This window comes from Bradyrhizobium sp. S3.2.6 (genome assembly GCF_040546885.1).
Taxonomy (GTDB): domain Bacteria; phylum Pseudomonadota; class Alphaproteobacteria; order Rhizobiales; family Xanthobacteraceae; genus Bradyrhizobium; species Bradyrhizobium cytisi.
In genome coordinates this window covers 77,720-96,484 of the sequence record NZ_JBEPOS010000004.1, presented here as the reverse complement: position 1 = coordinate 96,484, position 18,765 = coordinate 77,720, and the positions used below count along the sequence as shown (strand labels likewise).

Sequence of the window (18,765 nt, the reverse complement as noted above, 5' to 3'; positions counted from 1 at the left end):
ACGAACAGAACCGATCTGGACAGCTCGGGACTCGAACGCGCAGTTACTTCTTTTCCATCACGCATTGCAGCGGATGCTGGTGCTTGCGGGCGAAATCCATCACCTGCGTCACCTTGGTCTCGGCAATCTCGTAGGTGAACACGCCGCACTCGCCGATCCCGTGATGATGGACGTGCAGCATGATCTTGGTCGCGGCCTCGACATCCTTCTGGAAGAACTTCTCCAGCACGTGGACGACGAATTCCATCGGCGTGTAGTCGTCGTTGAGGATCAGCACGCGATAGAGGTTGGGCCGCTTGGTCTTTGGCTTGACCTTGGTGATGACGGACGTGTTCGGACCCGCCGGTCCACCGGAACGGTTCTCATCGTTGCTCATTCGGGGAGCGTGGGCGGCGGCGGCCGGATCGAGTCTGGAAGTCACTTGCGGCATGGCTCAGGCGTTCAAATTCCCCACGGAAGCGTATGGCGGCTCGCCGCGCGGTCCCGCACCGGGGAGCCTCGCACGGGCGCGCCGCCCTGTTGGATCGCCGCTTCCAACCGGCCCGGTCGAAGCCGGATCGATTGCAGGGAATATGGGCCCGCCCCCGGCTCGCCGCAAGCGTGCGACGGCCGAGCCGATGCGGCCGCGGCGGTCCCGATTCCCGGTTCGGGCGATCCGGGCCAAGGTTAACCAATCCGGACCGATTTGCCAAAATAATCCATCCTCGGTTTCACCGACATTAACCAGGAACCCCTTCAGCGGCGGGGGCGCGACCTTTTGCGCGCAATTGGCCCCGGTTTTGTACGGCCAAATTTACCTGGTCTTCAGCCGCGCGCCCCGAAATCAGGCAAACCAGAGATTTCGGGGAAAGTCATGTTTCGCCTGCCCGCCGCCCGGTGCATTCGTCGACCCCTGGCTCGCTTTGCCGCCGCCGAGCAAGCCAACGTCGCCGTCATCTTCGCGATCATGCTGTTCCCGACCATCTATTTGTTGGGCATGACGCTCGATTACACCCAGGCCCAACGCCGGCAATCGCAGCTGGACGCCGCTGCCGATGCCGCCGCAATCGCGGCCGTGACGCCGTCGATGATGTCCCAAAGCACGACAGTCGCACAGACGACCGCCACGAATATCTTCAATGCAACGGCAAACGCAATCGCCGGCGGCCTGACGGGGAATCCGATCCTGACGGTCAACGTCGGCAACACCGGCCTGGTGCGCACTGCGACCGTCAGCTACACCGCGAACTCCAGCAACGCCTTCCCGACGTTGCTCGGCGCCCCCGTGTGGCCAATCAGGGGCGCAGCGACGGCCAGCGCCTCCGGCGCGCCGAACATCAACTTCTATCTGCTGCTCGACGACTCGCCATCGATGGGAATTGCAGCGACGTCGGACGATATCACCAAAATGATAGCCGCGACCGCGAGCCAGCCCTCCGGCTCGAGGAGCTGCGCGTTCGCCTGTCATGAAACGCATCCCAATCTCGACAGCGGCGCGAGCGCCTCGACCAAGGACAACCTCAGCATCGCACTCAGCAAGAACATCACGTTGCGCATCGACCTCGTGGCCCAGGCGACCGCAAGTCTCATGCGCACCGCGCAAACCGTACAGGCGGCGCAGAACAACACCTACAGGGCTGCGATCTATACATTCGACTACGGATTCAACACGGTTTATGCGCCGTCGGGGCTGCCATCCGCCGACCTGTCGAGTGCCGCGACCTCGGCCGCCAACAACATCTCGCTTCTCACCGTCGACCATCAGAACTGCGTCGTTTCGGGGAGCTGCACCACCGACTATGGCACAGACATCGAAAACGCGCTTACGAGCGTCAACAACCTCATGCCCTTACCCGGCGGAGGATCCAATCAGACCGGGGATACACCTCAGGAAGTGGTGTTCCTCGTCACCGACGGGGTCGATGACAAGATGGTGTCGCTGAGCTCGTCCTGCAGCGGAACGCCGCTTGCCAACGGCTCCAAGTATCGGTGCCAGCAGCCGATCAACACATCGGTATGCACGACGATCAAGAACCGGGGAATTCGCATCGCGGTGCTTTATACCGAGTACCTGCCGCTCACAGGCAACAACTGGTACGATTCCTACATCGCGCCATTCAACAATCCTTCGTCGTCGACCGGACAGATCGCGCAAAACGCGAAGTCCTGCGCGTCGCCCGGCTTGTTCTACGACGTCCAATCAGGCGGCGACATCACCGACGCACTCAAGAAACTGTTCCTGCTGGTCGTGGAAACGGCCCCTCACCTGACGAACTGAGCTAACGTCATGCCCGAGTTGCGAGCCATATCCGGAAAGCGACGCCTTCGCGAGCTGTTCGCAACTTTCCGCAAAGACGAAGACGGCGCGAACGCTGTCGAATTCGCGCTGGTTGCGCCGGTGTTCATCGCGTTGCTGGTTGGAATCATCCAGATCTTCCTGGTCTTCTTTGGCCAGCAGCTGCTTCAGCAGGTCGTGCAGCAGTCGGCGCGCCAGGTCATGACCGGCCAGGTACAGGCAGCCGGCATGACGCAGACCCAATTTTCGACCCTGGTCTGCTCGCAGGTCCGTATCATCTTCAACTGCAACAACTTGATGATCAGCGTTCAGTCGGGGAGCAGCTGGTCGGCGTTGAGCGCGGCTGCACCAACATTAACTTTCAATGCCGATGGCAGTGTCGCCAACAACTGGCCCTACAACCCGGGAGGCCCCAGCGACAAGGTCATCCTGGCGGTGATCTACCAATGGCCGGTCTTCATGGGACCGCTCGGCTTTACCCTTGCAAACCTGCCCAACGGCAATCGCCAGATCACGGCATCCGCCGCTTTCCAGAACGAGCCCTATCAATGACCCGCTTGCCCATGCGCCTGAGGGAATTCCGAGCCGACGAAAATGCCGTGGCAGCCATCGAGCTTGCCATCGTGCTACCGTTCATGCTGCTGCTTTGCATGGGCGGAGTCGAGCTCGGCAACGCGCTCTCGATCAATGTCAAGGTCACGGCTACGGTACATACCATCGCCGATATCCTGTCGCAGAACAAATGTGTGACGACGAGCGACGTCACCGGCATTCTCAACGCCTCGTCGAAAGTTCTATCACCCTATGACGTCACCAAGGCCTTCGTGACCGTCTCGGAGGTGCAGCCGACCGGCGATAACGTCACAGCCAAGGTGATCTGGAGCCAGTCACTCAACGGCACAGCGAGGACCGCCGGGGCGACTGTCATCCTGCCAACATCCCTGACGGGGGTGCCGACGACAGCTGGGCTTATCCTTGGTGAGGCGACGTACTTCTATACGCCTAACCTCGGCTACACGATCAGCGGGACAGTTGCGCTCAGCGACAGCTACTACCTGTATCCACGTCAAACGGGCTTTGTCCCTACCATCATAAGCGGGACGACGCCGCCCGTCCCAGGTACCTCATGTCCAACCTCTTGACATGCCGCCACTCGCAGAAAAAGCCCGGCTGAACCAGCCGGGCTTTTTCGATTCCAGCACTCTTCGAATGCGTTATTGGGCGGCCGGGGTGAACTTCGACACGACCGTCTCGACCGGCTTGAACGCCTGCTTGGCGAGATCGCTGTAGAGGCCGGCGATCTTCTGCGATTCCGCGACGAAGGTCTCGTAGGCGGAGCGGGCGAAATCGGTCTGGGCTTCCATCGCCTTGTCCAGCGACTTCACGCCGGAGAGCTTCTCGACGAAGGACTTGGTGTCTTCGAAAGACTTCTTGGTGTAGTCGCCGTAAGCGCTGGCGATCGCCTGGAGGCCGTGCTGCACCGAGGTCGCGGAAGCAACGCACGTCTCGAAATGCTCTTTCCCGTAGTTCTGAAAGTCTTCAACCTTGAACATCTTGGAATCCTTTTCCCTGGCTCGTGTCCGGAAGCCCCGGCTCCCTGACTCTGCCCACAATTAGTGCAACGCACAAAAAAGTCAAGAATCTTGTGCGACGCACAAAAGTCAATTCAAGTTACGGAGATTCCCTGGGTTTCCCGCAAGGGTTCCTTAAGCTTTTGGAAACCGCGGACCCCTACCCTGATTCCCTGGACGTGTTCACCTTCCGCAGACGGTCAAAAGCCGTTTGAGAACATCACCTTAGCCAGAATAGCGGCTCAGGTCCAACGTCCCCCGCGGCGAGCACCAGCGGAGGGACAGCCTGAGCAGGTAATGATCCCGGGTACGCAGGGCACAATTTCGCCTCACGAGCCGGTGATCAAGTCACAAACGGGGACGGGGTTCCATGCTTCGTAACAACTGGTCTTCCTCGCGCTTGGCGCGGGTCGGCATTTTCGGGCTTCTCGCGGTCACCACAGCCGTCATCTTCACGACCGATGCCGCCGACGCGCGGCGCTATCGGCGCCACTACGCGCACCACCGTGTGCATCGCGACGTTTCCGAAAGCTACAGCCCGCAATTCGCGTCGATCATCGTCGACGGCAATTCCGGCACAGTGCTCCAGTCGACCAGCCCCGACGGGGTTCGCCATCCGGCCTCGCTCACCAAGATCATGACGCTCTACTTGCTGTTCGAGCGTCTCGAATCCGGCAAGATGAAGCTCGACACCGAGATGCCGGTGTCGCAGCACGCCGCCGATCAGGATCCAACCAAGCTCAATCTGCGTGCCGGCCAGACCATCCGCGTCGAGGACGCGATCAAGGGTCTCGTCACCCGCTCCGCCAACGACGCTGCCGTTGTGATCGCCGAAGCGATCGGCGGCGACGAGGACGATTTCGCCGCGATGATGACGCGCAAGGCGCGCGCGCTCGGCATGACCAAGACTGTCTACCGCAACGCCAACGGCCTTCCCAACGACGAGCAGGTGACGACCGCGCGCGACCAGGCCACGCTCGGCCGCGCCATCCAGGAGCGCTTCCCGCGCTACTATCGCTATTTCTCGACCACGTCGTTCACCTGGCGCGGCGAGCAGATCCGCAACCACAATCACCTGCTCGGCAGTGTCGAGGGTGTGGACGGCATCAAGACCGGCTACACCCGCGCTTCCGGCTTCAATCTCGTGACCTCGATGCGCCGTGGCAACCGTCATCTGATCGGCGTGGTGCTCGGCGGCCGCAGCGGCGGCTCGCGCGATGCCATCATGCGCAACCTGCTCGCGGAAAATCTCGAGAAGGGCGCGACCAACCACACTGTCGTGGCGGTGACCGAGCGCAACAGCGCCGACACCAGCACCGACGTTGCCGACGCTTCGGATACCCCGGCCCGTCCCGCTGCGCCGGTTCAGGTCGCGGCCGCCCCCGCCCCCGAGGCGGCCGCGTCACGACCCGCCTCGCGCCTGTCGGCCCTTGCAGCTGCGACCGCCGCGATGCCGCCGGCCCAGCCCAAGCCCGAAGCCAAGCCCATGGAGTCCAAGATCGAGCCCGCACCGCTCACCAATGGGGTGATCTCGAGCCAGCCGCTCGCCCTCATTCCGGGCTCGTCCGAGCCGATGAAGCCGGTCCGGGTCAAGACGGTTCAGGTCAAGGCCGGCGCGGTCAAAGTCGCGTCCGCCGCCCCGACCCAGGTCGCGCCGCAGGTCACCAACACGATTTCGCCCCGCACCGACGTCGCCGAGACTTCCGGCGCCGTCGTCGCCAGGGCCGACATCATCAACAAGCCGGAGCCCACCCGGGCCGAGGTCACCCGGACCGAGATGCCGCAGCAGCCGGCAGGCTTCGGCACCGGCAACGGCATCCTCGGCGTGCTGCCGGCGGCCACCGCCGCTGCCCCGGTCGCGAGGCTCGCCTCTGCCGATCCGGCGCCGCAGCCGATCCAGACGAGCGCCGCCACCAAGCCGCTCGCCACCCATAGCGGCTGGATCGTCCAGGTGGGCGCGCTCGAGAGCGAGAGCGAGGCCCAGCAGCGAATTGAAGCCGCGCGCAGCTCGGCCCGCGGCCTGCTCAGCAAGGCCGATCCGTTCACCGAGCCTGTTGTCGCCAGGGACAATCGCAAGCTCTACCGCGCCCGCTTCGCCGGGCTCGAGCGGGACCAGGCCGAGGCGGTGTGCAAGGCGCTGAAGCGCGCCGACATCTCCTGCATGACCGTCCGCAACTGATCTTCCCTACCTCTCCAAGCGAAATGCCCGCGCCCTGCGCGGGCATTCTTGTTTTTGGGAAGCGGTAGCGCTGGAGGCTGTTCCGCGACAACCTCTCGTCAAGACTTTACGGTTAAAACTTTGCTCAAGGGATCGACCACGCCGACAATGGCGGGCATCGGGGCGACGGCAAACAGAGCAAGTGGAGCTCACACGGTACGGGCGTTTGTGGCGTGGTGCCGGAGTTAGCCGTTATGCGTACGAAGCAGAGTATCCTTGGCCTCGTTTACACGGGCAGCGAGGTACGTCGACCCCCCCTGGTCGGGATGGAGTTTCTTCATGAGGGATTTGTGCGCCCGGCTGATGTCGTCGCGCCCCGCTCCAGGCTGCAAGCCAAGGATCTGATAGGCTTCCTCCGCCGTCATTTTGCCGCTCGACGCCGTGCGGCGCTGCCCCCCTGCCGCGTTGCCCTGCGCGTTCTGACGCCAAGCGGGAAACCGGCGGTCCAGATAGCTTTCAAGTAGTGCCACGCTCTCGGCGTCGAATGCCGGGACCATCGCCAGCAGGCTTGCAAGGTCGAACTCGTCGAGCTCACGCCCGGCGTGCGGTCCGGCGACGATCTGGCCCGAGAGCTGGCCGGACTCGTGGTCGAGCCGCATGTCCAGGAATTGCGAGCGCACGCGCGAGCTCTGGCCGGACGAGCGCGTCGCGCCGCCGCCGAACAGGCCTCCGATATTGCCGAAGCCCGCATTCGCTAGTGGCGTCCAGCCGAGCAATCCGGCACCGAATAGCCCAAGCGGAATCGCCACTGCCAATTCGCCGCGCAAGCCCGTGAAGGCGGCGACAGCGAGCGCGACCACGCCGCCCCCGACCTTGATGGTGCGCGCCAGCACCGCCGGATTGGCGGCGCGGAACATCTGGAGCAGCAGATAAATCGTGATAACGGCGACAAGGCCGGCGATCAGGGTCATGGCTGGAATATAGTCGCCCTCTTGTCGAAAAGCATGGCGTCGTTTCGCGCGTCCGCAATTAACAGAAGAGCCTTGGCCACGTTTGTGCAGGGACGCTTGCTGCCGCCTGTCGCCGCACCGCCTCCGCCGCAGGCAGCGCCGGCTTGATCTGCTACTTCATCTGTCCGATCAGCTGCGCCGCACCGCTCGCCGTCTTCGCCAGTTTCAATAGTGCCTCGCGGCCGCCAGCGGCATAGGCCGCAGCGGCCCGCAACAACTCGCGCAGCTGTGCCGCCGCGCCCGGATCGAACCGGCACCAGGCGCCGCCGGTCAGGCGCGCGATCTCGCGAAAGGCCTGTTCGGCGAGCGCATCATGGCCTTCCTGAAACAGGAACACCGGCACCTTCAGCATGCCGAGCTCGCCGGCCTTGGCGCAAAGCGCATCGACCTTCTCTTCCATGGCGTCGCCGACGAAGACCACGGCACGCACGCCCGACGCGACCGCCTCGCGCCGCGCGTCGGTCAGCACCCTGCCGATCTGAGTGTCGCCACCGCGGCAATCGATCTTGCTCATCAGCGTCGCAAGCTTGCCGCTGTCCGAAATCCACCCGGTGGCACGGCATTCGTTGAAGCCGCGATAATAGACGAGCCGGATGTCGAGGCTGCCGAGGGAGGCGGCCTCACGAAACATGTCCGCCTGAAGCGCACAGGCCATGTCCCAGGTCGGCTGCCGGCTCATTGTCGCATCCAGCGCGAAGATCAGGCGGCCCTTGGCGCCGGGCGCATGCGGCGACAGTGCACGCGCCTTGGCGACAAAGGCGGCGACGTCCTCCGAAGTCGAGGTCTTTGCCTGCGGCAACGCGCCGTCGCTTTCGGCTCTCGCCGAGACGGCATCGCTATTGCGCGGTTTAATGGGATCGCCGGACATCTGGGGTCGCACTTGGTCTCACACCACCAATGTGGATAGCGCGCCCTGCCCGGTCAATGTGCAAAGCCTTCGCAGGCATAAGCCGGCGGAGGCTTTGAAGCGTGTTTCGAACGATAGTCGGACTGATCAGCTCTTGGCCGGCGACATCAGCGCGACGGGACCCGGCTCGAGCACCTTCGGCGGCGACGACGTGGTATCGACCGGCGCGATTGCGCTGTCAGTGTCGCTCAGGAATTTATCGAGCATACCCTGAATCGAGTTCTTGGCGCCGTCCGGACCGGTGTCACGCATGTCGTTGTGCTGGAAGTCGGTCTTCACGACCTGAATACCGGCCTTCTCGCACTCCTCGTCGGTCGGGATCACGCCCGGATCGGTCTTGAACTGCGGATCCTTGGAGCGGAACGACAGGATCTTGAACTTGCCGGCAGTGACAAAGGGCACGCGGAGATTGTCCAGCGTCACGACCTTCTTGACCTCGTCCGGATACTGCTTGGCGAAATACATCGTGATGTCGCCGCCCATGGAATGGCCGACCATCGTCACCCTGGAATAGTCGGCGTTGGGCTGAACCTTCTTCATCTCCTGCATCGCCAGATGGATATTGGCGACACCACGCAGGATCTGCGGCAGGCGGCCGACATAGATCTCGCCGGGTTTGGTCACCATCGGCGGATCGGTCGGCAAATCATGCTGCGGGCTGACGACGAGGTAGCCGCGCGCGGCGAAGATGTTGGCGAGGAAGCCGTACTCGGTGTTCTTGACGGTGTTGCCGTGATTGATCACGGCGACCGGCATGGTGATCATGCCGGCGTTGGCCTGCATTTCCTTGTCGCGACGGATCGCGATGTCGACAGGCACGGGACGGTTGTCGCGCGAAGCGTCGTAGAAGGTGATGGTCTCGTGCTTGATGGCCCACTTGCTCGCCGTGAAATAGGCGACGCCGCAGAGGGCTCCGACAGAAACCAGAACGGCAATTCCACGCTTCATTTTCGTCCTCAGCCTCAGGTCCTGCGACCTGATCCCTGTTGAAAATCGTGTTATTCGAGGAGCTCTTCGGCCCCTTCGCGCCTATTCCCTAATATATGTCACAGCCGCGTGACAGGAAGGCCAAATATTGTGAACTGGCAGCCCTTTCGTTGTGCGCCGCACACGTTTCTTGGGCATCGCGTTCTTGTACGGCTACGTCAGGGTGTAGGTCACCATCCGACGCAACCCGTCTCGATTGGGTTCAATTTCGCGGTAAACGTGGGATGAAAACGGCCGAACACGACCACGGTTCCCGCGGGAACTGGCTGTTTTGGTCGACTGGAAGTAGCGTTATACCGCCTGGATCAGGCGCCGAGGATGTCGTGAACCTCGAGCGGCTTGTCGACCTGGCTGAACCACTCGGCGCGATTTGCCGCACGGCGGCGGCCACGTTCATCGAGCGGCAGCTTGAGCTGGCGGAGCAGGCTCGTCACCTCTTCCCGCGCGGTGAGATGGCCGAGATTGGGCCGCATCCCGAGCGTGGCCTCGTCGATCTCGTCGAGCGCCGTCAGGCCGCGCGGAAAAAACTCGCGATAGACGACGCGCTCGGCGAAGCCGTCGACGTAGCGGAAGCCGAGCCGCAGCGACAGATCCTTCAACCCCTCGGCGACGAGTTGCTTGTTACGGGAGCCGAGCATCGACAGGCGGTTGCGCACCACGATCCAGTCGGTGGTCGAGCCGTCGAGCTGGCGGCGCTTGCGCCTGACGTCGCGCACCATCTCCGCGTAATGGCTCTCACCTGTCACCGCGTAATTGGCGGGGTCGACGGTGCCGAGCACGTCGAAATCGAGAAAGCTGTCGTTGATCGGCGTGACCAGCGTATCGGCCATCGAATGGGCCAGCCGCATCAGATAGCTGTCAGTGCCGGGCGTATCGATGACGATGAAGTCGAAGCTGCTCTCGACCGCCGAGACCGCCTCCATGAACTGGAGGAACTCCGAATTCTCGTTCTCGGCGACCTGCATGGTCTCGCCGAGCTTGATGCAGCGATGCATCGGCAGCTCGAGGTCGAGCTTGGTGCGGCGCGCCCAGGCAGAGCGGTTGTTGATGTAGCGGGTGAAGCTTTGCTGGCGGCAGTCGAGATCGATGGTGGCGACGCGCTGGCCGGCTTTCAGGAGCGCAACCGCGATGTGCAGGGCGGTGGTCGATTTGCCGGAGCCGCCCTTTTCATTGCCGAGCACGACGACGTGCGCCGAGCCGGATTGGCTTTGGCTAGCCTGCACAAGCATGGCGATCCTCAACACCCCTAAACAATATCTTCGAGTTGGCCGCGTCTGCGGTCAAGTGAAATGCGTGACAGGATAACGAAATCACAGTGCGCGGGTCTTCATCGTGAATCGTGTCGCGGTGTCGCGTCTGTGATCCGGCCCACAATGGCGCGACATCCGCGTTGCGGGGATGCTGTGCCGCATGTCGACGCATGGCGTCCACGACCGCCGCTTGTTAAGGTTAGCCGCTAGCGCGGCAGGCCGCTCCCATTCCCCAACGATCCCCGAGTCCTGATGTCACGACACCCCTTGATCACCCGCACGGTGCCCGCCCTGCGACGCGCCGTCGACAATCTTCGCAAGCGAAAAGCCACGGTCGCGCTGGTTCCGACCATGGGGGCGCTCCATGACGGGCATGTGTCGCTTGTGCGCCTGGCCAAGCGACGCGCGAGCCGCGTCGTTGTGTCGATCTTCGTCAATCCAACGCAGTTCGCGCCGACCGAGGATTTCGGCGCTTATCCGCGAACCTGGAAGGCCGACATCGCCAAGCTTGCGGCCGAGGATGTCGACATGGTCTGGCACCCCGGCGTCGAGGCGATGTATCCGGAGGACTTTGCGACGCGCATCGTGCCTGAGGGACCGGCGCTGGCCGGCCTCGAGGACCGCTTTCGCCCACACTTCTTCGGCGGCGTCGCCACCGTCGTCGGCAAGCTGTTCACGCAATGCCGGCCGGATGTCGCGATCTTCGGCGAGAAGGACTTTCAGCAGCTGCGGGTGGTGACGCAGATGGCGCGCGACCTCGACCTTGGCGTGAAGGTGATGGGCTCCCGCACTGTGCGCGAGCGCGATGGGCTCGCGATGTCGTCGCGCAACGTCTACCTCTCGCTCGAGGAGCGGCAGACCGCCACCGTCCTGTATCGCACCATGAAGGACAGCGCCGGGCGGATCCAGGCCGGCGAAGCCATCGCGAGCGCGATGGCGCGCGGCGCGGAGGCGATCAACGCCGCCGGCTTTGCGCTCGACTATTTAGAGCTCCGTCATGCCGAGACGCTGGCACCTGTCACCTCGCGCAAGGACGGGCCGTTGCGGATTCTGGTCGCAGCCAAGCTCGGCACGACGCGATTGATCGACAATATCGCGGTGCGATAGCCGAGGTTGATCTCAAAATTGACCTTGGAACTAGCGACTACAGCAGTCCGAGATCGCGCAGCTCGCGCCGCATCGGCTCCGGCATCGCCGCGATGGTGCCTGCGGCGGACTTGCCGAGATCCGGCGGCACGGAATCATCGGTGAGATAGCGCCAGCCCTGGAACGGGCGCATCGGCCGCGGCGACACCGAGATCACTTTCGGCTGCATCACGATCCGGCAGCGCCCGATGCCGTCCTTGTCGCGGAACGGCTCGATGCCGATGATTTTTTCGCGCGCGGCGATCTCGCCCTTGATGACCCAATAAAGCGATCCGCCCGCGAGAATCTCGGCGTCGCGCTTGGGCACCATGCGGGTGATGTGGATGTGGTGTCGCGGCAGGCCTTTTTTCTTGGCCGTCTGCATCCGCTCGGCGATCCACCCCTTCAATTCCTTGACGGAGTCACAGCCGACGGCAAGCTTGATCAGATGGAGTGGCATGGCCCAGCATTAGCGGGCCAGCCACAGGTTTTCAAAGCCGAACTAGTTGTTATCCGCAGCCGCGGGAGCCGAGCCCGGCGGCGGCGCGAGCGGAACCGGCGGGGCCGCGGGCGCGCGCGCAGCCTTCGGCGCCGGCGGCTTCTTCGCAGCCGGTGCTGCGGCCTGGGCCGAGGTCGCAGCCGGGGCACGTGGTGCCGGCGGCGCAGCGGGTGCCGCCGCCGCATTGGCGGCCGATCCCTGGCGCGTGGCCGCCGTCGGCGGCTCAGGATTCATGATGCTCACCGGCGGCGTCGACGAGGCGCTCGGGAACTCCGCATTGGTCGGTTTGCCCGTGGGCATCGACGGCGGCAGCGCGGCGACCGGGCCCGAGGCCCCCGCCGGCGCCGCGGCGGCATTCCAGGTCGGCGCGTAGCGTGCGACCAGCATGTCGTAGAGGTGGGCGTCCATGTGGGCGGCGACCTGCTGCTGATCGGTCAGCGAGCGGAAGGCGGCGCAATCGAACTGGGTGCAGCCGTCGCGCACGACCAGCACCTGGGCAACGAGGCCGTAGCGATCGCGCTCCAGCGACTTGCGCAGCACCTTCGTGTCCGGTGTCAGGCTCATTTCGGCGGTCGCGACGTCGCCGAGCGCGGTCAGCCGATCGATCCGGGCCGCCGTATAAGCAACGGCGGCAGCCGCCGCGTCAGGCGCACCGAACAGCGCCTTCTCGCAGCCAACGGCCACGGCATCACCGGCGAGATCGTCGAGGCAGGACAGCGCCGGCAGGTTTATATTCGCCATGGCTAGCGCGCGCGCTTCGCTCGGCGCGGCCTGCCCCGCGGGTCCGTAGACGCGCATGGTTGCGGCCACCGCGATGCCGATCGAGAGCAGCGTGATGACGGTCAGCGCACCGTTGGCGACCGATTTCTCGGCCCGCAGCAGCGTGATCAGCAGGATCAATCCGAAGAAGCCGGCAGCCGCCAGCGTCATCCACATCGGAAAGGCCGGCAAGCGCCAGATTTGGTCGAGCGACGAGGCCCATGCCCAGTTCATGCGCGATGTCCCCTCACGCGAGCAAAGAGCGAATGGTCAAGCGAGCACCGCGAGTCGGCAACTGCCCCCCGGCCCAATTTGTCGAGGCGAAGCGGGGCCTTTTGACGGCGGGCGGAGCAAATTCATCCGCGATGTCAATGGTGGTGCCGTCAGCGCGTTACGAGAGCGCGAGCTGGCTTTCCTTGGCGACCCGTTCGAACGCTTCGGTCGAGCTCTTGATCCGGTACTGGCAGTCGTCGCCGTCCGTCGGCAGCAGGCGAATGATCTCGTACGAACCACTCGCAGCCGGGCGCGCGACGTTGCTAGCAGTGAACAATACGCGCGTTCCAATCGAGAATTTGTGCTTCAACACCCTCTCCATTCACTCAAACAACGCCTGCCTCGCCCGTGGTCCCACTGCGAGGCGGCTGGAAGCCCAGTCACTGTATAGCACGCATGCGGCGTTTTTGACCAGCCTCGCGAGCATGGCAAACCTACCAATTTTGAAGTCTTTTCAGGGCGATAACGGGAACAGAGCCGGGCTGCAGACCGCTGGAACCAGGCCTCAGGCGCCATGAGGCAGATGACCCTCCGGGCTTGCCTGATCCACGGCCTTGGGCAGCTCCTGGGCCAGGATCTCGCCCAGCTGGTCGACCGGAATATTGTAGCGCGCGGCAAGCTGCCGGACGGTGTCGTTGCCGAGCACGGCGCGCAGCTGGTCGGCGGAGATCGGCAGGTTCTGCCCGTTGCCGAGCCAGGATTTGACCTGGTCGCCAAAACCCGCCTGCTGGAGCTTTGCGACGATCGCGCCCAGGCCGCCCTGGTTGTTGCTGCCGAGCACCTCGTTCATCACGGCCGGCAGAACGGCGGCGCCGAGCTGGCCAAGCGCGCTGCGCAGCGCGGGATTGTTCTCCAGCGAGTCCAGAATTCCCATAGCGGTCGCCTCTCCATTATTCCCTGTGATTGAGCGCTGCGAGCGGCCATGCCGTCAAGCCGCGCCCATTCACATTTCTAGTGAGCATGATCTTGTCGGAGAACCGGTGTCCACTTCTCCGGATCATGCTCGCGATTACACAGTCTCGAATTTTTCGATGACAAGCGTTTCGGCGAGGCCGTCGCGGGTCCATTCCTGGAACGCCAGCATCGCCATCATCGTGTCCATGTAGGCCTTGGTCTCCGGTGAGACCTCGATGGCGTAGGTCCGGAAGCGATGCACGACCGGCGCATACATCGCATCCGCCGCGCCGAAGCGGCCGAACAGGAACGGCCCGCCGGCGCCGTAGCGGGTCCGGCACGTGCGCCAGATCTCCTGCACGCGTGCGACGTTGGCGCTGGCGTCCGCCGACAGCGTCACCGGACGCACGGGACGGTGCAGGTTCATGCCGCATTCGTTGCGCAAGGCCATGAAGCCGGAATGCATCTCGGCGCACACCGAACGGGCAAACGCGCGGGCCGCGACGTCATCGGGCCACAGCTTCACTTCCGGATAACGCTCGGCGATGTACTCGATGATGGCAAGCGAATCCCACACCGTGATGTCGCCATCGACCAGCACCGGCACCTTGCCGGCGCGGCTGAAGGACAGGATCTGCTCCTTGTCCTCAGGATTGTCGGTGTAGAGCGGGATTACGGTCTCCACGAACGGGAGGTCGTTGGCGCGCAGCGCAAGCCAGGGACGCATCGACCATGACGAGTAGTTCTTGTTGCCGATCGCGAGCTTGAGCGCTGCCATGTCCTGATCCTTCCGTAAGTCCTCTTATGCGGCTGCTTTTAACGCCATTGCCTGCCGCCAATCAATCGTTGCCGCAACCCAGCATGCGTGGCAATCGTTGCGATCCTCGCGAGGAGAGAGACATGAGCAGGCATTGGGTCGACATCACCGCCGTCGGCTTCTTCATTATCGAATGGCTGGTCTATGCCGCAACCCTCGAGCATTCCGCCTATGGCCGCGACAGCCTGTCGGCGCGGATGAACCGCTACCGCGAGGTCTGGGTCCGCCGCCTGCTCGACCGCGATGCGCGCATGGTCGACATGCAGATCATGGCCTCGCTCCAGAACGGCACCGCCTTCTTCGCCTCCACAAGCCTGTTCGCGCTCGGCGGCGCGCTGGCGCTGCTGCATGCGACCAACGACGCCATCACCATTTTGGGCAAGCTGCCGATCGACCTCAGCACCTCGCCCGCAATGTGGGAGCTGAAATGCGTCGGCCTGGTGCTGATCTGCGTCTACGCCTTCTTCAAGTTCGCCTGGGCCTATCGCCTGTTCAACTATGTCGCGATCCTGTTCGGCGGCATGCCGCCCGCCTCCCAGCGCGGCACGCCGGAGGCCGAGGCCCATGTCAACCGCACCTCGCGCGTGTTCGAATCCGCCGGCCGCCACTTCAATCGCGGCCAGCGCGCCTTCTTCTTCGCGCTCGGCTATCTCGGCTGGTTCGTTAGCCCCTGGGTGCTGTTCGTGACCACGGCGGCCGTGGTGATCGTAACCTGGCGCCGGCAGTTTGCGTCCAGTGCATGGGCGGCGATGGCGCCGGATGTGGTGGTGGACGGTGGGGAGGTACGGAAGCAAGGTCATTGATGCTCTCTCGTCCCGGACGCGCTGCAACGCGTAGCGTTGCTGCACGGAGCCGGGACCCACGCCGCACGGATTGCTCTGAGACATGGGCCCCGGCTCTGCGGCGCACCGTCGAAGAGACGCTGCACTGCGTCCGGGGCACGAGAGCGGAGTCTGTCGCGCGGACCTCTCCCCATCGTCGTTGCGAGCGCAGCGAAGCAATCCAGAATCCCTCCGCGGAAAGACTCTGGATTGCTTCGCTGCGCTCGCAATGACGGAGTATGAGGCAACAGCTTTGCTCTTCCCCCTCGCATTTGAATCGTAGACGCGCCTTCGCGCCCTCGCGGCGTATTTCGCCCGAGCTTTGCCTGGTCACTCCGCCCTCTTGTCCAAGAGGGCGCAGGGAAGGCCGGGTGCTGACCTCGCACCCGCGGTCCGCTGCGCGAAAATGTAGCGCAGGAAAACCGCACAGCAGCATACGGGTGGTGCCAATCACTCGGCCTTCCCTGCGCAGTGGTTTGACGGCTTATGCCGTGCTCTCCCGGGAGCCGAATTCCTTCTGGCCTCCCTCGCCTCGCAGATTAGCGATGTGGTTGACCCGGTTGGGCGCTCCACACCTCCGCGAAAGCTTGGCCGTAGCGACGACGGCCAGGACCACACGGTTTTGCCGTACGCACGGCTCGCTAGTTCGCCGCAATATTCCCCGGCCTTGTCGACGTTGCCGAGAAATTGCTGGCGAGACGAACCTGACAGCGCCGCTCGTCGGCACGCGGTTTCGGGCTCACAGGGACTACCCGCCCTGCCCGCACCTCTCGCACCCAACGCTGCCCGCGTCCACCGCAAGCCCGGCTCGCGAACAAGACGACACGAGATCGCCCCTCAAGGATGAGCCGGGATGGGCGATACATACGCTATTTCCGAATTTCGGTAAAGTGGAATATTTTTGCAAAGACGGATTGACAGCCTCTGAGGTGTTTTGCGGTGTTTCGCCCGTCGGGGCGACGCCGAGCCTACGACCCGAAATCCACCGGCGTGAACGACAGGTCCATCACCTTCCATTCCTCGTACTTGTCGACGGGCAGCATCTTGTAGGGCTGGCAAGCCTGCAGCGCGCTCATCGCCGATTCCACGATGGCCACGCCCTTCGCCGACGGCGGGGCCTCGATCAGGATCGGCGGACGCGCCAGCGTGCCGTCGGTGGTAAGCACCGCACGCAGCTTGATGCGAACGGCATCGGTCGGCGCGACCCCGGCCGGAAGTTTCGAACAGCTCCTCAAGTGCCGGCGAAGCTCGGCAATGACCTCGGGCGACAATCTGGCGCCGATCGAATCCATGGCATCGCCGCCGTCATCCTTGGGCGCGTCTTTCGGCGCGGGCGGCAATTCGGGCGGCAGGCCCAGCATCACGCCGTATTTGACGGTGACGTCAGGCTCCGGCGCCCGATAGGCTGGCGGCGCGGCCTGCGGCTGCGGTGCCGGCGATAGCGGCTGAGCCGCCTGAGGCTGAGGCGGCGGCTGTTGCGGCGGCACCTGCGATGGCTGAGGCTGCGGCTGCTTCTGCTGCGGTTCGTGCGAGGCCTGCTTCTGCGGCGATGATTGCGGAGCCGCCTTCTCCTTGGCCTGCGCAGGCTTCAGCGCGGCGTCCGGCTTGTCGTTGAGATCCAGCTTCGGCAGCCTCAGCTCGGGGAGCGGCTCCGGCGGCCTCTCCTTCGCCTCCTCTTTAGCCTTTTCCACTGCCTTTTCCTCTGCCTTGGCCTCCTCCTGCTTCACCTGCTCCGGCGTGACGATATCGACCGCGACAGTCTCGGGCGGCCCGGAATGAAACGGATGGACCTCGCTGATCACGATGATCAGCACCACCAGCGTCAGATGCGCGATGGCTGATGCCGCAATGTCCGTCCGTATGATCTTCCGCAGTTCCATCGCCCGATCTTGGGTTGCCGGCCTGCTCCTAGCATACCGGAACAGCCCCTCAATCCCATTTCGGCGCGAAGCCAAAATCGGTCAGTCGGCCCTTGGGGCTGGCGAGTGCCGCGACCTCGGCCATCTCGTCATCGGAGAGCTCGAAATCGAAGATCTCGATGTTTTCCGACAGACGCTCGACACGCGAAGTTCTGGGAATCGCGGACACATTCTGTTGCGCCAGCCAGCGCAGGCAGATCTGTGCCGGTGTCTTGTGATGGGCGCGGCCGATCCCGGCGAGCGTCTGGTCAGCCTTGATGCGGCCCTTCGCGATCGGGCTGTAGGCAACGAGCGCCATCCCATGCCGGTCGCAGGCCGCCCTCACCTTCGCCTGATCCAGATAGGGATGATATTCGACCTGGTTGCAGACGAGCGGCTCGGGTGACAGCGCGACCGCCTGCTCGATCAGCGCCACCGTGAAATTGGAGACACCGATGTGGCGTGTCAGGCCCATGCGCTTGGCGTGCGCCAGCGCGCCCAGCGTCTCCTCCAGCGGCACATGCGAATTGGGCCAGTGCAGCAGCACCAGGTCGACGGCGGGAAGCCGCAACCGCACCAGGCTCTCCTTGACCGACCGCTCGAGATCGTGGGGCGCGAAATGGTTGGTCCAGACTTTCGTGGTGACGAAAACGTCGTCGCGGCGGACGCCGGAGGCGCGCAATCCGTCGCCGACCTCGCGCTCATTGTCATAGACCTGGGCGGTGTCGATGTGGCGGTAACCGAGCCGCAGCGCCTGCTCGACCACGCGCGCGCAGGTCCGGCCGCTCAGCTCCCAGGTCCCTAGCCCGATCGCCGGAATTTTCGCGCCATTGGCCTCGACGAACAGCATGAGGAATCCTCTCTGTTGCGGCAGCCCCAAGTGTCATCACAGGCATCATTATGGGCCCGGTCCGCCAGAGTGCAACTGAGGACGCCGACCTCGGGGCCGGATCTTCAGCGCAATGCTAACGGGGGGTTCGCGTCAGGCGTTCAGGCTTTGGCGAGCGCCTGGAACACCGTGTCGGGCGCATGCGCGATCACGGCCAGCAGTGCGCGAGCGGGTCCGCGCGGGGCGCGCTTGCCCTGCTCCCAGTTGCGGATGGTCTCGACGGGCACGCCGAGCTTGGCGGCGAACTCCATCTGGGTGAGACAGGCGCGCCGGCGCAAATCGCGCACCGCGGGCGAACCCGCCTCCGCCGGCGGAGGCTCAACCGCAGAGACGACCGGCTGGACAGGAAACTCTTGCCCGTCCCGCAACTCAACCACCCGTCCGTCCGCCTTCAGCCGCAACCGCATGCTCATTCCCCCAAGCGTGAGGGATCATGCGGCAGCACGCTTAAGGTGGGATTAAAGGCGCGGCGCCCGGGATGCGAGAGCGGTACGCCGCCCTCTCCCCGTCATTGCGAGGAGCTCTTGCGACGAAGCAATCCAGACTGTCGCCGCGGAGGGATTATGGATTGCTTGGCTGCGCTCGCAATGACGAGCGGAGAGAGCGCGGCGCCCCGGAATAACGGAACGGAG

20 protein-coding genes are annotated in these 18,765 nt (G+C 64.0%); 6 read left to right on the top strand and 14 right to left on the bottom strand.

What is annotated here, in order from left to right; genetic code table 11:
* Nucleotides 1-43: 43 nt before the first annotated feature.
* Nucleotides 44-376, bottom strand: coding sequence for an ATP-dependent Clp protease adapter ClpS (gene clpS / locus ABID58_RS10765; protein ID WP_027530069.1), 333 nt, complete (start codon nt 374-376; stop codon nt 44-46).
* Nucleotides 377-853: 477 nt separating this feature from the next.
* Here clpS and ABID58_RS10760 point away from each other — a divergent pair, with 477 nt between their 5' ends.
* The 3 genes from ABID58_RS10760 to ABID58_RS10750 are packed head-to-tail and all read left to right on the top strand — an operon-like array spanning nt 854 to nt 3,417.
* Entirely contained in the window at nt 854-2,257 is a 1,404-nt protein-coding gene (locus ABID58_RS10760) for a TadE/TadG family type IV pilus assembly protein (protein ID WP_354032802.1), read from the top strand.
* 9 nt (nt 2,258-2,266) lie between these two features.
* Complete coding sequence (locus ABID58_RS10755) at nt 2,267-2,827, top strand: TadE/TadG family type IV pilus assembly protein (RefSeq protein WP_148754859.1); 561 nt, start codon at nt 2,267-2,269, stop codon at nt 2,825-2,827.
* On the top strand, nt 2,824-3,417 hold the full coding sequence (locus ABID58_RS10750; RefSeq protein ID WP_354032612.1) for a TadE/TadG family type IV pilus assembly protein: 594 nt from the start codon (nt 2,824-2,826) through the stop codon (nt 3,415-3,417). The genes ABID58_RS10755 and ABID58_RS10750 overlap by 4 nt, the downstream gene beginning before the upstream one ends.
* Nucleotides 3,418-3,489: 72 nt before the next feature.
* On the opposite strand, the gene ABID58_RS10745 is transcribed toward ABID58_RS10750, so the two are convergent.
* Complete coding sequence (locus ABID58_RS10745; protein WP_148754857.1) at nt 3,490-3,828, bottom strand: phasin family protein; 339 nt, start codon at nt 3,826-3,828, stop codon at nt 3,490-3,492.
* A 388-nt stretch (nt 3,829-4,216) separates the two neighbouring features.
* Here ABID58_RS10745 and ABID58_RS10740 point away from each other — a divergent pair, with 388 nt between their 5' ends.
* Nucleotides 4,217-6,025, top strand: coding sequence for a serine hydrolase (locus tag ABID58_RS10740; RefSeq protein WP_354032611.1), 1,809 nt, complete (start codon nt 4,217-4,219; stop codon nt 6,023-6,025).
* 224 nt (nt 6,026-6,249) lie between these two features.
* Here ABID58_RS10740 and ABID58_RS10735 read toward each other — a convergent pair whose 3' ends face one another.
* From ABID58_RS10735 to ABID58_RS10720, 4 genes are all read right to left on the bottom strand, one after another.
* Nucleotides 6,250-6,975, bottom strand: a complete 726-nt coding sequence (locus ABID58_RS10735) for a DnaJ domain-containing protein (RefSeq protein WP_354032610.1) — start codon at nt 6,973-6,975, stop codon at nt 6,250-6,252.
* Nucleotides 6,976-7,126: 151 nt separating this feature from the next.
* Entirely contained in the window at nt 7,127-7,882 is a 756-nt protein-coding gene (locus tag ABID58_RS10730) for a VWA domain-containing protein (RefSeq protein WP_148754854.1), read from the bottom strand.
* A 126-nt stretch (nt 7,883-8,008) separates the two neighbouring features.
* A complete protein-coding gene (locus ABID58_RS10725; protein ID WP_148754853.1) occupies nt 8,009-8,869 on the bottom strand; it encodes an alpha/beta fold hydrolase in 861 nt (286 codons plus the stop codon).
* A 344-nt stretch (nt 8,870-9,213) separates the two neighbouring features.
* Nucleotides 9,214-10,137, bottom strand: a complete 924-nt coding sequence (locus ABID58_RS10720) for a division plane positioning ATPase MipZ (RefSeq protein ID WP_148754852.1) — start codon at nt 10,135-10,137, stop codon at nt 9,214-9,216.
* A 273-nt stretch (nt 10,138-10,410) separates the two neighbouring features.
* Here ABID58_RS10720 and panC point away from each other — a divergent pair, with 273 nt between their 5' ends.
* Entirely contained in the window at nt 10,411-11,265 is an 855-nt protein-coding gene (gene panC / locus ABID58_RS10715; protein ID WP_354032609.1) for a pantoate--beta-alanine ligase, read from the top strand.
* A 37-nt stretch (nt 11,266-11,302) separates the two neighbouring features.
* On the opposite strand, the gene ABID58_RS10710 is transcribed toward panC, so the two are convergent.
* From ABID58_RS10710 to ABID58_RS10690, 5 genes are all read right to left on the bottom strand, one after another.
* Entirely contained in the window at nt 11,303-11,743 is a 441-nt protein-coding gene (locus tag ABID58_RS10710) for a DUF1489 family protein (RefSeq protein WP_354032608.1), read from the bottom strand.
* A gap of 42 nt (nt 11,744-11,785) precedes the next feature.
* Nucleotides 11,786-12,775, bottom strand: coding sequence for a hypothetical protein (locus tag ABID58_RS10705; protein ID WP_354032607.1), 990 nt, complete (start codon nt 12,773-12,775; stop codon nt 11,786-11,788).
* A gap of 157 nt (nt 12,776-12,932) precedes the next feature.
* On the bottom strand, nt 12,933-13,136 hold the full coding sequence (locus ABID58_RS10700; protein ID WP_148754848.1) for a hypothetical protein: 204 nt from the start codon (nt 13,134-13,136) through the stop codon (nt 12,933-12,935).
* A 183-nt stretch (nt 13,137-13,319) separates the two neighbouring features.
* Complete coding sequence (locus ABID58_RS10695; protein WP_148754847.1) at nt 13,320-13,688, bottom strand: YidB family protein; 369 nt, start codon at nt 13,686-13,688, stop codon at nt 13,320-13,322.
* A 135-nt stretch (nt 13,689-13,823) separates the two neighbouring features.
* On the bottom strand, nt 13,824-14,486 hold the full coding sequence (locus ABID58_RS10690) for a glutathione S-transferase family protein (RefSeq protein WP_354032606.1): 663 nt from the start codon (nt 14,484-14,486) through the stop codon (nt 13,824-13,826).
* Nucleotides 14,487-14,608: 122 nt separating this feature from the next.
* Between ABID58_RS10690 and ABID58_RS10685 the strand changes: the two genes are divergently transcribed.
* Complete coding sequence (locus tag ABID58_RS10685; protein WP_148754845.1) at nt 14,609-15,328, top strand: DUF599 domain-containing protein; 720 nt, start codon at nt 14,609-14,611, stop codon at nt 15,326-15,328.
* A gap of 986 nt (nt 15,329-16,314) precedes the next feature.
* Here the strand turns inward: ABID58_RS10685 and tolA are convergent.
* The 3 genes from tolA to ABID58_RS10670 all read right to left on the bottom strand — a co-directional run bounded on the left by tolA (nt 16,315) and on the right by ABID58_RS10670 (nt 18,546).
* Nucleotides 16,315-17,226, bottom strand: a complete 912-nt coding sequence (gene tolA, locus ABID58_RS10680) for a cell envelope integrity protein TolA (protein WP_354032605.1) — start codon at nt 17,224-17,226, stop codon at nt 16,315-16,317.
* 49 nt (nt 17,227-17,275) lie between these two features.
* Nucleotides 17,276-18,094: an aldo/keto reductase gene (locus tag ABID58_RS10675; RefSeq protein ID WP_354032604.1), complete on the bottom strand. Its 819-nt coding sequence runs from the start codon at nt 18,092-18,094 to the stop codon at nt 17,276-17,278.
* A gap of 140 nt (nt 18,095-18,234) precedes the next feature.
* The gene (locus ABID58_RS10670; protein ID WP_148754841.1) at nt 18,235-18,546 is read right to left on the bottom strand and encodes a helix-turn-helix domain-containing protein; all 312 of its coding nucleotides are present in this window, start codon (nt 18,544-18,546) and stop codon (nt 18,235-18,237) included.
* Nucleotides 18,547-18,765: the final 219 nt, after the last annotated feature.

Excerpts from the sequence above, each read along its gene's own strand:
- clpS (WP_027530069.1), bottom strand. The coding sequence starts at position 376 with ATGAGCAACGATGAGAACCGTTCCGGTGGACCGGCGGGTCCGAACACG.
- ABID58_RS10760 (WP_354032802.1), top strand. The coding sequence starts at position 854 with ATGTTTCGCCTGCCCGCCGCCCGGTGCATTCGTCGACCCCTGGCTCGC.
- ABID58_RS10755 (WP_148754859.1), top strand. The coding sequence starts at position 2,267 with ATGCCCGAGTTGCGAGCCATATCCGGAAAGCGACGCCTTCGCGAGCTG.
- ABID58_RS10750 (WP_354032612.1), top strand. The coding sequence starts at position 2,824 with ATGACCCGCTTGCCCATGCGCCTGAGGGAATTCCGAGCCGACGAAAAT.
- ABID58_RS10745 (WP_148754857.1), bottom strand. The coding sequence starts at position 3,828 with ATGTTCAAGGTTGAAGACTTTCAGAACTACGGGAAAGAGCATTTCGAG.
- ABID58_RS10740 (WP_354032611.1), top strand. The coding sequence starts at position 4,217 with ATGCTTCGTAACAACTGGTCTTCCTCGCGCTTGGCGCGGGTCGGCATT.
- ABID58_RS10735 (WP_354032610.1), bottom strand. The coding sequence starts at position 6,975 with ATGACCCTGATCGCCGGCCTTGTCGCCGTTATCACGATTTATCTGCTG.
- ABID58_RS10730 (WP_148754854.1), bottom strand. The coding sequence starts at position 7,882 with ATGTCCGGCGATCCCATTAAACCGCGCAATAGCGATGCCGTCTCGGCG.
- ABID58_RS10725 (WP_148754853.1), bottom strand. The coding sequence starts at position 8,869 with ATGAAGCGTGGAATTGCCGTTCTGGTTTCTGTCGGAGCCCTCTGCGGC.
- ABID58_RS10720 (WP_148754852.1), bottom strand. The coding sequence starts at position 10,137 with ATGCTTGTGCAGGCTAGCCAAAGCCAATCCGGCTCGGCGCACGTCGTC.
- panC (WP_354032609.1), top strand. The coding sequence starts at position 10,411 with ATGTCACGACACCCCTTGATCACCCGCACGGTGCCCGCCCTGCGACGC.
- ABID58_RS10710 (WP_354032608.1), bottom strand. The coding sequence starts at position 11,743 with ATGCCACTCCATCTGATCAAGCTTGCCGTCGGCTGTGACTCCGTCAAG.
- ABID58_RS10705 (WP_354032607.1), bottom strand. The coding sequence starts at position 12,775 with ATGAACTGGGCATGGGCCTCGTCGCTCGACCAAATCTGGCGCTTGCCG.
- ABID58_RS10700 (WP_148754848.1), bottom strand. The coding sequence starts at position 13,136 with ATGGAGAGGGTGTTGAAGCACAAATTCTCGATTGGAACGCGCGTATTG.
- ABID58_RS10695 (WP_148754847.1), bottom strand. The coding sequence starts at position 13,688 with ATGGGAATTCTGGACTCGCTGGAGAACAATCCCGCGCTGCGCAGCGCG.
- ABID58_RS10690 (WP_354032606.1), bottom strand. The coding sequence starts at position 14,486 with ATGGCAGCGCTCAAGCTCGCGATCGGCAACAAGAACTACTCGTCATGG.
- ABID58_RS10685 (WP_148754845.1), top strand. The coding sequence starts at position 14,609 with ATGAGCAGGCATTGGGTCGACATCACCGCCGTCGGCTTCTTCATTATC.
- tolA (WP_354032605.1), bottom strand. The coding sequence starts at position 17,226 with ATGGAACTGCGGAAGATCATACGGACGGACATTGCGGCATCAGCCATC.
- ABID58_RS10675 (WP_354032604.1), bottom strand. The coding sequence starts at position 18,094 with ATGCTGTTCGTCGAGGCCAATGGCGCGAAAATTCCGGCGATCGGGCTA.
- ABID58_RS10670 (WP_148754841.1), bottom strand. The coding sequence starts at position 18,546 with ATGAGCATGCGGTTGCGGCTGAAGGCGGACGGACGGGTGGTTGAGTTG.